The organism is Pseudomonas fungipugnans (assembly GCF_029955235.1).
Lineage (GTDB): Bacteria > Pseudomonadota > Gammaproteobacteria > Pseudomonadales > Pseudomonadaceae > Aquipseudomonas > Aquipseudomonas fungipugnans.
Map to the genome: position 1 here is coordinate 2189303 of NZ_JARBWL010000001.1, position 12852 is coordinate 2202154.

The window sequence follows — 12852 nt, forward strand, 5'->3', positions numbered from 1 at the left end:
GTGTGCTTAAACGAACAACGACAGCAGCATGATAAAGCCCAGCGCCACGATCGACAGGATGGTCTCCATTGCGGTCCAGGTCTTGAACGTCTCGGCCACGGTCATGTTGAAGTACTGTTTCACCAGCCAGAAACCCGCGTCGTTGACGTGGGACAGGATCAGCGAACCGGCGCCGGTCGCCAGCACCAGCAGCTCGCGGTTCACCCCCGGAATCATGCCCACCACCGGCACCACAATGCCCGCGCCCGTGATGGTCGCCACGGTTGCAGAGCCGGTGGCCACGCGAATCACCGCTGCCACCAGCCAGGCCAGCAGGATCGGCGAGATCTGCGCGTTCACCGCCATGTGGCCGATCACGTCACCCACGCCGCTGGTGACCAGCATCTGCTTGAAGCCACCACCGGCACCGATGATCAGAATGATCGCGGCGGTAGGCGCGAGGCTCGCATCCAGCAGTTTGAGGATCTGTTTCGAACCGATGCCCTGACGGTGGCCAAAGGTGTACAGCGACAGCAACAACGCCAGCAACAACGCCGAGATCGGGTGACCGATCAGGTCCATCCAGCCGCGAAAGAAATGCCCGTCCGGCAGCGCGACGTCGGCAAAAGTCTTGAGCAGCATCAGGAACACCGGCAGCAGCACGGTGACCAGGGTGATGCCGAAGCTTGGCAGCGTCGCCGCTTCCGGTTCACGGGCCAGTTGATCAACCAGCTCCTGATTGGCATGGCCCGGAATGTATTTGGAGATAAAGGTGCCGTAGATCGGACCGGCGATGATCGCCGTCGGCAACGCCACGATCAGACCGTACAGAATGGTTTTACCAATGTCGGCACCGAACACGCCAATGGCCAGCAACGGCCCCGGATGCGGCGGAACCAGGCCATGCACGGCGGACAGGCCAGCCAGCAGCGGGATACCGATCTTGATGATCGACACGCCGGTACGCCGGGCAACGATGAACACCAGCGGAATCAGCAGCACGAAGCCGATTTCGAAGAACAGCGGAATGCCGACCAGGAACGCCGCGAACATCATTGCCCACTGCACGCGCTCTTTGCCGAATGCGCGAATCAGCGTCTGCGCAATCTGATCTGCCCCGCCCGATTCGGCCATCATCTTGCCGAGCATCGTGCCCAGTGCCAGGATGATCCCGACAAAGCCCAGCACCCCGCCGAAGCCGTCCTGGAACGCCTTGAGGATGGTGCCCACCGGCATGCCGGAAGTCAGGCCGAGAAAGGCTGCCGCGATGATCAGGGCAATGAACGGATGCAGTTTGAATTTGGTGATCAGGACGATGAGTCCGATGACCGTGACCACTGCGTCAACCAGCAGGAACGTCTCGTGGGACATGCCAAACATTAGGGGTGTCTCCTGTTTGTTGTTGTTATTAAAACGGGGAATTCGCACGCCATCAGCGTAGCGCCAGCTCTGTTAACAAGATTCATACCGCGAATTTCAGGCCGTGTTGCAGCCACCAGTGGTGGGCCTGACCGGCCAGTTCAGCGACGCTGTGATGGGAGGCATCGAGGGCCAGGGTCAACGGCTCGCCGACCGGGGATTCAAGGGTGGCGAACTGGCTGTCGATCAAGGTCGACGGCATGAAGTGGCCGGGACGATGGGACACACGGTCGGCCGCGACTTCAGGCGTCAATTCCAGGAACACGAAACCCAGCCCCGGCAAGGCGCTGCGCAGACGTTCGCGGTAGCTGTGTTTGAGCGCCGAACAGGTCAGCACCGGGCGTTCGCCGAGGGCATCAACGCGGCGCAGTTCGTCGCACAGGCTGTCGAGCCAGCCGGCACGGTCTTCGTCGTCGAGGGGAATGCCAGCGCTCATCTTGGCGATGTTGGCGGCAGGGTGGAAAGTGTCGCCTTCAATGGCGGTCGCGCCGCTGAGCTGGCACAAGGCCTCGCTGACGCAGGTCTTGCCGCAACCGGCAACGCCCATGATGACCAGGGCGGTGATGGGATGATTCATGTAACACCTCAGCACGCAGACAGCGCTACCTTTGCCAGTTATGACACTAGACCAAAAGTAGAAGTTGCCGACGCCTTCTTGTCATTTTTGTGGGTTGCAGCATGTTCGTTCCCAACGCCGAAAAGCGAGGTTCAGGCAGAACTCGCTTACGCATTTGCAGCTGCTTCGGGACAGCGCTACCTTAGTGTCTTGAATTTTGTTTGGCAAGCCGTCTGATGACCCCCTCTAAAAACGATAAAAATACTCGCACTACCGGCCGTCCTACCCTCAATGAAGTGGCGCGCCTGGCCGGTGTCAGCCCGATTACCGCTTCGCGCGCCTTGCGCGGCGTCAGTACGGTCGCCACCGAACTGGTGGAAAAAGTGCAGAAAGCCGCGCTCGACCTCAACTACGTGGTCAACCCCGCCGCCCGTGCCTTGGCTTCGGCCCAGGGCCATTCGGTGGTGGTGCTGGTGCCTTCGCTGTCCAACCTGCTGTTCATCGATACCCTGGAAGCCATTCACCAAGTGCTGCGCCCCAAAGGCTTCGAAGTGCTGATCGGCAACTTCCATTACTCGCGTGATGAAGAAGAGAACCTGCTGCGCAACTACATGGCGTATCAGCCGCGTGGCCTGCTGCTGACCGGCTTCGACCGCACCGAAAGTTCGCGGCGGATGATCGAGGCCAGCAACATTCCCTGCGTCTATATGATGGAGCTGGACACTGCAGCGGGGCTTAATTGCGTCGGGTTTTCGCAACTGAACGCCGGGGAAACCGCTGCTGAACACCTGCTGTCCCGTGGCCGCAAACGTCTGGCCTACATCGGCGCGCAACTGGACCAGCGCACCCTGCTGCGTGGCGAAGGTTTTCGTCGCACCCTGCAAAACGCCGGTCTGTATGACCCGGACCTGGAAGTGCTGACGCCCCGTGCCTCGTCCGTGGGGCTGGGTGGGGAGTTGTTCCTGCAGCTGATGGCGGCGCATCCGGATGTCGATGCGATTTTCTTCGGCAACGACGACCTGGCCCAGGGCGCGCTGCTGGAAGCGATGCGGTGCGGGATCAAGATCCCTGAACAGGTGGCGATTCTCGGCTTCAACGACTTGCCCGCCTCGGAACACATGGTGCCGCGCCTGAGCAGCATCAGCACCCCGCGCGAAGCGATCGGCCGGCGTGCGGCGGAATTGATGCTGACGTTGCTGGCGGGCAACCCGGTGGCCAAGCCGGTGCAGGACATGGGGTTTGAGTTGAAGGTGCGTGAGAGTACTTAAGGTTTGAGACTTACCTGGTGGGAGCAACTGTCTTGCTCGCTCCCACAGGGAATTGCGCTGCACCTTAGACCTGTGCAGACATCAACTTCACCAACGCCAGCGCGCCCTTCTGCAACGGCTGGCTCTTGAGCCACACCGCATGCACCGGCAGCACCAGGCCATTGTCGATGTTGCGGAAACTCAGACGTTTGAGGCGTCCGGCATCCAGCAGCGGCTGCACCACCGACAGCGGAAAATTGCCCCAGCCCAGGCCCGCTTCGACCATCTCCAGCGCAGCGCTTAACGTGTCGGTCCGCCAGCAGGACTCGGCCACCAATGGCCGGGTGTCGCTGATCGGCAGGTCGCGGCTGGCGACGAAGATCTGCCGCACATGCACCAGGTCTTCAAGAAATACATCCTGGCCCTGCAGCAATGGGCTGTCCGCCGCCAGCGTGGCGATGATCCGCTCGCTGCCGACAAACTGGAAACGCTCCAGCGCGTTCATGCTCAACCCGGCGAACGCCAGGCAGACGTTGACCCGGCCGCTGTGCAGCAGCGCCAGCACGTCATCCTGAGGCGCGCTGAGCACTTCGATTTCCAGCAGCGGATGACGCTCGGCAATCGCCTTGATTGCCGCCATCAAGCGGCCCTTGTGGATGTCTGCCACCACGCCGATGGACAGCTTGCTCTCCAGCCCCAGCGACAACTCCAGCGCATGCACCTGCAACTGCTTGAGCTGCCCGGCAATCAATCGCGCATGAGGCACCAGAGCGTTGGCCATGGCGGTCGGCACCGGCTCGCGATGGCTGCGGTCGAACAGCAGGTAACCGAGTTCGGCTTCCAGGTTTGCAATGCCCATGCTCACCGCCGAAGGCACCTTGCCCAGCGCACGCGCCGCAGCGGAAAACGAACCGCGCTCAATCACTGCAAGAAACAGTTCAATGCTGTCGCTGTTGAAGTTCATTACTTGTCCTGTCAATAAAACTGAAAGCTTCCGACTTTTTCTATCACCTCTATTGAAGCTATCTTTCGTCGTCCAAGCCAGCGCCTTTTCTGCAAGCTGGCCCGGATTCGCAAGAAAGAGGCTACTCACCATGCAAGGCATCAAACGTAAACTGGTCTATGTAGCGCTGTTCGAAATGTTCGGCATGACCTTCTCCGCCCTTGGCCTGGCGCTGTTGTCCGGCACCTCGCCCAGCAGCACCGGCCCGTTGGCCGTGATCATCACCACCATCGCGGTCACCTGGAACTTCATCTACACCACGCTGTTCGAGCGCTGGGAAAGTCGCCAGCCCTCGCGCACTCGCACCGTCAAACGGCGTATCGCCCATGCCGTGGGTTTTCAGCTGACACTGATCGTGTTTCTCATCCCCCTGATCGCCTGGTGGATGAACATCACACTGGTAGAAGCGTTCCTGCTGGACCTGGCGCTGATCCTCTTCATCCCCTGCTACACCTTCGCCTTCAACTGGCTGTTCGACCGCACCTTCGGATTGCCGGCCTCGGCGCTGCCGGATCCTGTCGAGAATAATTGAGGTCGCTCATTGGCGAACACGCTGATAGATTCCTCAGGCGTCGATTCGCCACAGGAGCAGCGTCATGGAACACGCACTGAAAATTCTGGGAAAGGCCTCGTCCATCAACGTCAGAAAAGTCCTCTGGACCTGCGAGGAACTGGGCGTTTCCTACGAGCGTGAGGATTGGGGCAGCGGTTTCGCCTCGACCCACAGCCCCGAGTTTCTCCAGCTCAACCCCAACGCCCAGGTGCCGGTAATCATCGATGACGCCGGGGTGTTGTGGGAATCCAACACCATTTGCCGGTATCTGGCGGGCAAACAGCACAGCACTGACTTGCTGCCCAGCGAACCGGCGGCGCGTGCCCGGGTAGAACAGTGGATGGACTGGCAGGCCACCGAACTCAATCGGTCCTGGAGCTACGCCTTCACCGCGCTGGTACGCAACGATCCCGAGTATCAGGACCCGCAGCAGATTGCGCTCGGTGTCGATGACTGGAACCGCAAGATGGGCATTCTTGAACAACAACTCGCGGCCACCGACGCTTATGTCGCCGGGCCACGGTTCACGCTGGCCGACATCGTTATCGGCCTGTCGGTCAATCGTTGGCGGATGACGCCCATGCAGCGGCCCGACTACCCCGCTGTCGAGCACTATTTGCAACGCCTGGCACAGCGCCCGGGGTTCCTGAAATACGGTTGCAACGGCGTGCCGTAACCCGGAAAACCTCGCCCTGATACCCGTCAATCACATCGTTCCATAAACCTGTGGCCATCCTTCACTGACCGATATCCCTCCCCCAACAAGAGACACATATGAACGGACTCAACGTACTGCTCACCGGCGCCTGCGGCAGAATCGGCAAGACCTTCTTCGAAGCCTCGAAGGATCGCTACACGTTCGTGCTGGCTGATCGCATCGAGCCCGACTTTGCGGTCGAGGCGCCCCACCGCTTCGTGCGGCTGGATCTGGCTGATCCAGCCGCTGTCGGTGCCGCTTTGGAAGGCATCGACGTCATCGTCCACCTCGCCGGCATCCCCCACGCCACGGCGACCTTCGATGAACTGCTGCCCAATAACATCCTGGCCACCACTTACCTGTTCGAGGCCGCTGCGAATGCCGGCTGCAAACGTCTGGTGTTCGCCAGCAGCGCGCAGACCATCGAAGGTTATCCGGTGGACCGGCAGATCACGCCGGGCATGCAGGTCATGCCCGCCAACCTGTATGGCGTCAGTAAATGTTACGGCGAGGCGCTGTGCGCGTTCTACGCCGCCAAACGTGGGCTCTCGACCATCGCCATTCGCATCGGCGCATTCGAATTCCCCGAACGGCATGAACTGACCAACGCCCGCGATCTGAGCGCCTGGCTCAGCCCACGGGATGCGGTGCAATTGCTGCAAAAAGCGGTGGAAGTCGAAGGCGTGCAGCACCTGATTGCCCATGGCATTTCCAACAACCGCTTCAAACGTCTGGACCTCAGCGAAACCACACGGGTGCTGGGCTATCAGCCGATGGACGACGCGTTTCAGACGTTTGATATCCCCATCGCGCCATAAACCGTTAAAACCCAAGCCGTTAGAGCAATTCCCCGGCGCATTTCGAAAAAAATGCGCCGGGATTCACAAGCAATGATTTCAGATAGCAGGCTAAGCTTCCCGTTCAACACGCATCGGATCAGCCCATGACTGCCCACGCCCCTGCCGCCGTTCAATCAGACGGTATCGACCCCATTCGCGCCGCACACATTTCTGCCCGCATCGACCGGCTGCCCGCCGTGGCCACGATCTGGCGCCTGGTGGCGTTGCTGTCCATCGGTGGTTTTTTTGAGCTTTATGATCTGTTTCAGACGGCCTATATCAGCCCCGGTCTGATCAAGGACGGCATCTTTGCCACCGGCAGCCAGGGCGTGTTCGGCTTTTCCGACCAGGCCGCCTTCGCTTCGGCGACCTTTCTCGGGCTATTCCTCGGTGCGAGTCTGCTCAGCCCCTTGGCCGACCGCTTTGGCCGGCGGGCGATTTTCACCTTTGCCTTGATCGGGTACACGGTCGCCACGGTGCTGATGGGCGTGCAGAGTTCGGCGCTGGGCATCATCTGCATGCGCTTTCTGGTGGGGATCGGCCTGGGCATCGAGCTGGTGACCATCGACGCCTACCTCTCGGAACTGGTGCCCAAGCGCATGCGCAGTTCGGCGTTTGCCTTCGCCTTTTTTGTGCAGTTCCTGTCGGTGCCGGCGGTGGCGCTGATGTCCTGGTGGCTGGTGCCGCAAGCGCCGTTCGGCGTGTCGGGCTGGCGCTGGGTGGTGCTGGCCAGTGCGGTGTTTGCGCTGTTTATCTGGTGGCTGCGCAAGCGGCTGCCGGAGTCGCCGCGCTGGCTGGCGCAGCATGGGCGGTTCGATGAGGCCGGCAAGATCCTCGATGGCATCGAGGCGCGCTGTGTGCAGGACCAGCGCAAGCCGCTGGATGAGCCGGAGCTGGCGGCGGTGGATGTTCAGGGCACTGGCCGTTTCGCCGACATCTGGCAGCCGCCCTATCGTCGCCGGGCGTTGATGCTGATCGTCTTCCATGTGTTTCAGGCCATCGGCTTTTTTGGCTTCGGCAACTGGCTGCCGGCGCTACTTTCCGGTCAGGGCGTGAGCGTGACCCACAGCCTGATGTACGCCTTCATCATCACCCTCGCCTATCCGCTGGGGCCGCTGCTGTTCGTGAAGTTCGCCAACCGTTTCGAGAACAAATGGCAGATCGTCGGCTCGGCCCTGGGCGCCATGACCTTCGGTACGCTGTTCGCCCTGCAAACCAGCGCGCTCGGGCTGATCGTCTGCGGGGTGATGATCACCTTCTGCAATGCGTGGCTGAGCTTCGCTTATCACTCCTACCAGAGCGAACTGTTCCCCACCAACATCCGTGCCCGGGCGGTGGGTTTCTGTTATTCCTTCAGTCGATTGTCGACGGTGTTCAGCAGTCTGCTGATCGGGATTTTCCTCGAGCACTTCGGCACGCCGGGGGTGCTGGCGTTCATTGTCAGCAGCATGTTGATCGTGATGCTGACCATCGGTTATTTCGGCCCGCGCACCCGCAACCTGGCCCTGGAAAACATTGCCCATCGCTGACGCCGCGGCGGTCGACTGCTGCCGCCAAGCGGCAACGCTTGACCGCATGGTGCGCCCCCAGCCCGCGTAAATCAGGGGTTCGGACAACGGCACGCTAATTGCTGCTGCCCTCGGGACAGCAATCACTTACAGGCTTACCCATCATGTTGGTCAGTGCCCAGAAAGCGACAATCATTCAGCCCACCCTGCGCCAGGACATGGACCCGACCACGGCCGCCGCCAGCGCGCTGTACAGCGGTCTAATCCAGAGCGCGCAAAACAATGCCGTGCCGCAACCGGCCCAGGACAGCAACGATGCCCTGGCGTCCGATCTGGCTTCGGCTACCCAGCAAGTCGGCGCTGCATCGACCATCAGTGACAACATTGATGAGGCGTTCGCCAAGACCCGGGTCAACCTGCAAGCGACTGACGCGTCAACCGCCAGCACCGCGGCCACCTCGACCGACAGTGCCGCGATGACCGACTTCAAGGACTACATGAGCAAGACGCCGGAACAGCGTCTGCGCGACAGTGTCCTGCAGGAGATGGGCATTACCGAGGACCAATTGAAAGCCATGCCGCCGGAGAAGCAGCTGGCCGTCAGCAAAGAGATTGCCCAGCGCCTGGAAGACAAGGTGAAACTGGCCAAGGCTGACAACGAAAACGGCAACACCGGCACCGATGTCAACCAACCTCAGGCGACTGAAAAGTTGCTGGCTTCGCTCTGACAGGTCTCGCTGACAACTGATATTTGTCGGCCAAACACAAAACCTGTGGGAGCGAGCAAGCTCGCTCCCACAGGGTATTGCAGTGTTTTCTAGTTCAGTTGCAACGTCGAGTTGAACTGGCTGATCGCATCCACCACATGCCGCGATCCTTGCTGTATCTCCAGAATCACCTCCCCCGCCTCGTTCGCCAGTTCCACGCCCAATCCGGTTCGGCTCAAGCTCGATTGCATGCTCGACACCGCGCTCAATGACAAGTCATGGTTCTTGCGCACCACTTCGACGATCTCCAGCGTCGCCTGACTGGTGCGGGCCGCAAGGCTGCGGACTTCATCGGCCACCACCGCAAACCCGCGCCCGTGCGCCCCGGCTCGCGCGGCTTCGATGGCCGCGTTGAGCGCCAACAGATTGGTCTGGTCAGCGATGCCACGAATGGTCTGGACGATGGTGCCGATGATGTCGGACTGCTTGCTCACCGCATCGATACTCAGCGCCGCTGCGTTGAGGTCGCGGGAAATGTCTTGAATGATCTGCACGGTTTGCTGCACCACCTGCGAGCCTTTCTGCGCGCAGGCGTCGTTTTGTACCGAGGTGCTGTGGGCCGATTCGGCGGCGGTCTGCAGGGTCGTGACCTGATGAGTGATGTCGCTGGCGAACTTCACCACTTTGTACAACCGGCCTTTGGTATCGAACAACGGGTTGTAGGACGCTTCGAGAAACACCGTATGACCGTACTTGTCTTTGCGCTCGAAACGGTGCGAGTGATATTCGCCACGGTTGAGTGACGCCCAAAACGCCTTGTACGCCGATGACTCTGCTTCGGCACGGTGGCAAAACATGCTGTGGTGCTGGCCGACGATTTCATTGAGCGAATAGTGCATGGTTTTCAGAAAGTTTTCGTTGGCGGTGATGACCCGACCGTCCGGGGTAAATTCGATCACTGCCATGGAACGACCAATGGCCGCCAGCATGCTTTCGTTTTCGTGTTCCTGGTCAATCCGGGCGGAAATGTCCGCAGCCACTTTGATCACGCTTCTGACCTGGTGATCGGCGCCGTACACCGGCATGTAACTGGCTTCGAGCCAGATCTCCTTGCCGTTTTTGTCCAGCCGTAAAAAGGTGCCGCTGAGCGGTTCACCGCGCGCCAGATCACGCCATAATTTCGCGTATTCCTCGCTGCGATAGAACGCTTCTTCGCAAAAGATCCGATGATGTTTGCCGCGAATTTCTTCGGCACTGTAGCCCATGGTTTTGCAGAAGTTTTCGTTGGCATCGAGTATCACACCGTCGGGGCTGAACTCGATCATCGCCATGGACCGGCTGACGGCTGCCAACTTGGCATTGGTCTCGGTCAATGCACAGTTGAACCGTTCAATCTCCAGCAAGTCAGCCTTGTGATGTAGGTTAAACATGGTTGTATCACCTTCAGCGCGGTCTTTTGATGAATGAAAGTTGCTGGTCTTTCAAGATCCACTACGTCCCACGGAACAGCCACACGCGTCCCTCCAACGGAAGGATTTGTCAGGTGATAAAATGATGTTTAATCGGAGCGTCCATGTGGCAACACTCTTATCAAGACATCCTGCTCTTGATCGCCCGGCGTCGGGCCAGCCCTAACTTTTCCCAAGTAACTCCATGTATTTGACGCTCCCTGTTGCTCGGTATGAGGCGCCTTGAAATGCGCACTCTTGACAGTGCTTTTCCACGGCCCCATGCGCGCGCGAATCGTTTACATGGCGGCCGACATAATGAGTTACGAGTCAGCATAGACAGCCCCCCGACCGGCGCAAGGCCATTAGTCGGCCAGTATCCGGGGCTTTCAGGACAAAAGCCGGACTGGATAAGCGCTGTGCACGGCAGCTCAATCCCTGGCGTTCATTTAAAATTTCATTTTACGAAGTGCGCTGACGGACATGACACTGCAAGGCTTCGTCCAACAGAGCACATTCCATGAAGTTATATTTCTCCCCGCAAGCCTGCTCCCTGGCGCCGCACATTGTGCTACGCGAACTGGATCTGCCGTTCGAACTGGTCCGTGTCGACAACAGCACCAAGAAGACCGCCACCGGTGACGACTTCCTCGCCATCAACCCCAAGGGTTATGTCGCCGCCCTGCAACTGGATAACCGCCAGGTGCTGACCGAAGGCCCGGCGATCCTGCAATACCTGGCGGATCTGCGGCCCGAGGCCAACCTGGCACCGGCAAACGGCACCTTCGAGCGCGTGCGGTTGCAGGAATGGCTGAACTTCGTCTCGACCGAGGTTCATGGCGGGCTCGGGTGGCTGTTCAATTCGCAGCTACCCGATGAGGTGAAAACACTGATCAAACAAAAACTGTTCAAGCGTTTTGCGGTGTTGAGCCAGACCCTGGAACAACAGGATTACCTGCTGGCGAGCGGGTTCAGTGTGGTGGATGCGTATCTGTTTACGGTGCTGCGCTGGACTCGGGTGTTTGATATCGATCTGGGTCAGTGGCCGGCGCTGGCCAGGTTCCAGGCCCGAGTGGATTCGCGGCCTGGCGTGAAGGCGGCGTTGGCGGCTGAGTTGGCGTAGGGCTTCAAACCATCGCGAGCAAGCTCGCTCCCACATTTGACCGAGTTCTCTCATGAAATCCCGGTTAAATGTGGGAATGGGCTTGCTCGCGAAAACGGCTGAATGGGTGTAAGGCTTCAGATCATTCGCGAGCCTGCTCCGGGCGGCGTTCTGACGAAAGCGGTAGATCGGTCAATACAACATCACCAGAAAAAACTACAAACTCCCACTCACCTTGGCAGCCACCTCCCCCGGCACCCAGGCCTTCCACACCTGTGGCTGATCACGCAAAAACGCCTCGGCCACCTGCCGTGGCTGCTGACGCTTCTCGCTCATCTGCGCCAGCGTCTGGTTCAGCAGATCAATCGGCAAGTCGACCTTTTCAAAGAACGCCACCAGATCCGGGTACTGCGCCTTGAACGGTGCGGACACGCCAATCGCCAAGCTCGCCGGCATCGAGCGGGTGCCTTTGGGGTGCGGGTTGTTGGCGTCGGCCAGGGTCTTCCAGGCTTCGGCGTCGAACGGCGGCTCTTCGAGTTTCACCAATTTGAAACGCCCCAGCAGCGGTGTCGGCGACCAGTAATAGAACAGCACCGGTTTGCCCCGGCGAATCGACGACGCAACCTCGGCATCCAGTGCCGCGCCGGAACCGGTGCGGAAGTTGACGAAGCTGTCGGTCAGCTCATAGGCCTTGAGCTTCTGACTGTTGACGATTTCCGAGGTCCAGCCGGTGGGGCTGTTGAGGAAGCGGCCTCGGCTGGGGTCTTCCGGGTCACGGAACACATCTTTGTAGCGCGCCAGGTCGGCGACGGATTTAAGCTCCGGCGCCAGCGGTTTGATGCCGCGTTCCGGGTCGCCCTTGATCACGTATTCCGGTACCCACCAGCCTTCGGTGGCGCCTTTGACCGTATCGCCAAGACCAAACACCTTGCCCTCGGCTGACGCCTTGACCCAGGCCGGACTGCGCCCGGCCCATTCCTCGCCGATCACCTGAATGTCGTTCTTGGCAAGCGCTGCTTCGAGGCTGACGGTGCTGCCCGGCAGTGTATCGGTCGGATAGCCGTAGCCCTTTTCGACAATGATCCGCAGGATCTCGGTGATCAGGCTGCCGCTTTCCCAGGTGATGTCGCCGAAGTGGATAGGGGCGGCTTTCTCCGCCGCCGGGGCCTGGGTGGCCACCAGGCTCAGGGCCAGCAGCGAACTGCCGAGCAGGTTTTTTATTGATCTCATGCGGACCTCATTCGATTCACGGATTGATTGGCGCTGTGGCGCAGGCACAGGGCGTGGGAGCGAGTCATGTACATACTCACCGAGCGCTGGGAAATGCCCAGTTCGGCGGCGATTTGCGGGTAGGTCAGGCCGTCGAGGCGGGATAACAGAAATGTCGCCCGGACTTTGCCCGGCAGACGGTCGAGGGTGCGGTCGAGGCTCTGCAGGGCTTGCGTCAGTTGCAGCAGGTCTTCAGGGGACCTGGCCTGGGCGCAATCATCGTCTTGCAGTTGATCGAGGTGCTGGCGCTCCAGATCCCGCCGACGCCAGAGCTGATAAATCAAGCGCTGGGCGATGGTGGTCAGCAAGGCACGCGGCTCGCGGATCGGCGTCAGGCCGGGCGACTCCAACAGAATCACAAAGGTCTGGGCGGCGATGTCTTCGACACAGGAAATGGCCCCCAGATGTCGGTACAGGCGTGTGCACAGCCAGGAGTAATGAGCGCAGAACAATGCGCCCACGGCGTTGCGATGGGAAAAGTCGGCGCCGGACATAAGGGCTCCTTGGATGAAGGGTCGCTGGATG

General features: G+C 60.1%; 13 protein-coding genes and 1 pseudogene. 7 read left to right on the top strand and 7 right to left on the bottom strand.

Annotation, left to right across the window (positions count from 1 at the left end):
- Window positions 1-6: 6 nt before the first annotated feature.
- Window positions 7-1359 (bottom strand): GntP family permease, encoded by a 1353-nt coding sequence (locus POF45_RS08835; protein WP_259495950.1) that lies wholly within the window; start codon window positions 1357-1359, stop codon window positions 7-9.
- 82 nt (window positions 1360-1441) lie between these two features.
- Window positions 1442-1975, bottom strand: coding sequence for a gluconokinase (locus POF45_RS08840; RefSeq protein WP_259495951.1), 534 nt, complete (start codon window positions 1973-1975; stop codon window positions 1442-1444).
- A 215-nt stretch (window positions 1976-2190) separates the two neighbouring features.
- Between POF45_RS08840 and gntR the strand changes: the two genes are divergently transcribed.
- Window positions 2191-3222 (top strand): HTH-type transcriptional regulator GntR, encoded by a 1032-nt coding sequence (gntR, locus tag POF45_RS08845; protein ID WP_259495952.1) that lies wholly within the window; start codon window positions 2191-2193, stop codon window positions 3220-3222.
- Window positions 3223-3286: 64 nt separating this feature from the next.
- Here gntR and POF45_RS08850 read toward each other — a convergent pair whose 3' ends face one another.
- A complete protein-coding gene (locus POF45_RS08850; protein WP_282315532.1) occupies window positions 3287-4165 on the bottom strand; it encodes a LysR family transcriptional regulator in 879 nt (292 codons plus the stop codon).
- A 130-nt stretch (window positions 4166-4295) separates the two neighbouring features.
- Between POF45_RS08850 and POF45_RS08855 the strand changes: the two genes are divergently transcribed.
- From POF45_RS08855 to POF45_RS08875, 5 genes are all read left to right on the top strand, one after another.
- A complete protein-coding gene (locus tag POF45_RS08855; protein WP_282315533.1) occupies window positions 4296-4736 on the top strand; it encodes a PACE efflux transporter in 441 nt (146 codons plus the stop codon).
- 64 nt (window positions 4737-4800) lie between these two features.
- Window positions 4801-5433 (top strand): glutathione S-transferase family protein, encoded by a 633-nt coding sequence (locus POF45_RS08860; RefSeq protein WP_259495955.1) that lies wholly within the window; start codon window positions 4801-4803, stop codon window positions 5431-5433.
- A 98-nt stretch (window positions 5434-5531) separates the two neighbouring features.
- Window positions 5532-6272: an NAD-dependent epimerase/dehydratase family protein gene (locus tag POF45_RS08865; protein WP_282315534.1), complete on the top strand. Its 741-nt coding sequence runs from the start codon at window positions 5532-5534 to the stop codon at window positions 6270-6272.
- A 125-nt stretch (window positions 6273-6397) separates the two neighbouring features.
- Window positions 6398-7822 (top strand): MFS transporter, encoded by a 1425-nt coding sequence (locus tag POF45_RS08870; RefSeq protein ID WP_259495957.1) that lies wholly within the window; start codon window positions 6398-6400, stop codon window positions 7820-7822.
- A gap of 143 nt (window positions 7823-7965) precedes the next feature.
- Window positions 7966-8529, top strand: a complete 564-nt coding sequence (locus POF45_RS08875) for a hypothetical protein (RefSeq protein ID WP_282315535.1) — start codon at window positions 7966-7968, stop codon at window positions 8527-8529.
- A gap of 89 nt (window positions 8530-8618) precedes the next feature.
- On the opposite strand, the gene POF45_RS29840 is transcribed toward POF45_RS08875, so the two are convergent.
- Together POF45_RS29840 and POF45_RS29845 are read right to left on the bottom strand one after the other, a co-directional pair.
- Window positions 8619-9188: a methyl-accepting chemotaxis protein gene (locus POF45_RS29840; protein WP_431978604.1), complete on the bottom strand. Its 570-nt coding sequence runs from the start codon at window positions 9186-9188 to the stop codon at window positions 8619-8621.
- Window positions 9162-9938, bottom strand: a pseudogene (locus tag POF45_RS29845) (PAS domain-containing protein); the annotation flags it as partial. The pseudogene POF45_RS29845 and the gene POF45_RS29840, both read right to left, overlap by 27 nt.
- 538 nt (window positions 9939-10476) lie before the next feature.
- Here POF45_RS29845 and gstA point away from each other — a divergent pair.
- Window positions 10477-11079, top strand: coding sequence for a glutathione transferase GstA (gene gstA, locus POF45_RS08885; RefSeq protein ID WP_259495962.1), 603 nt, complete (start codon window positions 10477-10479; stop codon window positions 11077-11079).
- 195 nt (window positions 11080-11274) lie between these two features.
- Here the strand turns inward: gstA and POF45_RS08890 are convergent, their stop codons facing one another.
- A complete protein-coding gene (locus POF45_RS08890) occupies window positions 11275-12288 on the bottom strand; it encodes an ABC transporter substrate-binding protein (protein ID WP_282315537.1) in 1014 nt (337 codons plus the stop codon).
- On the bottom strand, window positions 12285-12821 hold the full coding sequence (locus POF45_RS08895; protein WP_282315538.1) for a sigma-70 family RNA polymerase sigma factor: 537 nt from the start codon (window positions 12819-12821) through the stop codon (window positions 12285-12287). Before POF45_RS08895 ends, POF45_RS08890 begins: the two co-directional genes overlap by 4 nt.
- Window positions 12822-12852 lie beyond the last annotated feature (31 nt).

What these genes read in the sequence shown, in the direction of transcription:
- POF45_RS08850 (WP_282315532.1), bottom strand. Translation starts at nt 4,165, where the DNA reads ATGAACTTCAACAGCGACAGCATTGAACTGTTTCTTGCAGTGATTGAG.
- POF45_RS08890 (WP_282315537.1), bottom strand. Translation starts at nt 12,288, where the DNA reads ATGAGATCAATAAAAAACCTGCTCGGCAGTTCGCTGCTGGCCCTGAGC.
- POF45_RS08840 (WP_259495951.1), bottom strand. Translation starts at nt 1,975, where the DNA reads ATGAATCATCCCATCACCGCCCTGGTCATCATGGGCGTTGCCGGTTGC.
- POF45_RS08855 (WP_282315533.1), top strand. Translation starts at nt 4,296, where the DNA reads ATGCAAGGCATCAAACGTAAACTGGTCTATGTAGCGCTGTTCGAAATG.
- POF45_RS08865 (WP_282315534.1), top strand. Translation starts at nt 5,532, where the DNA reads ATGAACGGACTCAACGTACTGCTCACCGGCGCCTGCGGCAGAATCGGC.
- POF45_RS08875 (WP_282315535.1), top strand. Translation starts at nt 7,966, where the DNA reads ATGTTGGTCAGTGCCCAGAAAGCGACAATCATTCAGCCCACCCTGCGC.
- gntR (WP_259495952.1), top strand. Translation starts at nt 2,191, where the DNA reads ATGACCCCCTCTAAAAACGATAAAAATACTCGCACTACCGGCCGTCCT.
- POF45_RS08895 (WP_282315538.1), bottom strand. Translation starts at nt 12,821, where the DNA reads ATGTCCGGCGCCGACTTTTCCCATCGCAACGCCGTGGGCGCATTGTTC.
- POF45_RS08870 (WP_259495957.1), top strand. Translation starts at nt 6,398, where the DNA reads ATGACTGCCCACGCCCCTGCCGCCGTTCAATCAGACGGTATCGACCCC.
- gstA (WP_259495962.1), top strand. Translation starts at nt 10,477, where the DNA reads ATGAAGTTATATTTCTCCCCGCAAGCCTGCTCCCTGGCGCCGCACATT.
- POF45_RS08835 (WP_259495950.1), bottom strand. Translation starts at nt 1,359, where the DNA reads ATGTTTGGCATGTCCCACGAGACGTTCCTGCTGGTTGACGCAGTGGTC.
- POF45_RS08860 (WP_259495955.1), top strand. Translation starts at nt 4,801, where the DNA reads ATGGAACACGCACTGAAAATTCTGGGAAAGGCCTCGTCCATCAACGTC.